Below are 529 nucleotides of genomic sequence, written 5' to 3' on the forward strand. Positions count from 1 at the left end.
TACGAGGTGGTGGAACGCGCAAATGGCGGCGGCTGGAGCACCGTGTACGCCTCAGCACCCACCAGTCTCACACTCGGCGGTCGTGGTGCCGCGCAGTGGGACTACCAGGTGCGTGGTTGCAACGTGGGTGGGTGCGGGCCGTGGTCGGCGGTGGCGTCTGTACGGGTGATCGGACCGCCCGGCCAGCCCGGCATCAGCGTCCCGCCCACGGCCGGTGTAGGTGCCGCCTATAGCGTGGCGGTAGGGCAGGTGGCCGATGCCACCGGTTATCAGATTGATGAAAGCGCCGACGGGGCCAACTGGACCTTGATTGCGTATGACCGCACCGCGACCGTCACCAAGGGCAGCGGCGGTACGTTCTACTACCGGGGCAGAGCGTGCAATCCCGCCGGTTGTAGTGCCAGTTCGGGTGTGGGGCAGATTGTGGTGTCCGGTGCACCGCCAGTGCCAACGGGCCTGCGGTTCACCCGGAACACCACCACCCAGTGCGAAGTGACGTGGACCGTCTCCGCCGGAGCCAGCTATTACC

General features: G+C 66.9%; 1 protein-coding gene. It reads left to right on the forward strand.

The features are described 5' to 3' along the window. Positions 1-529: hypothetical protein (locus EGJ34_RS22480; protein WP_185750306.1), on the forward strand; the 529-nt coding region annotated here is incomplete at both ends.

Origin of the sequence: Stenotrophomonas sp. 278, from assembly GCF_003935715.1 — a bacterium.
GTDB lineage: Bacteria > Pseudomonadota > Gammaproteobacteria > Xanthomonadales > Xanthomonadaceae > Stenotrophomonas > Stenotrophomonas maltophilia_AH.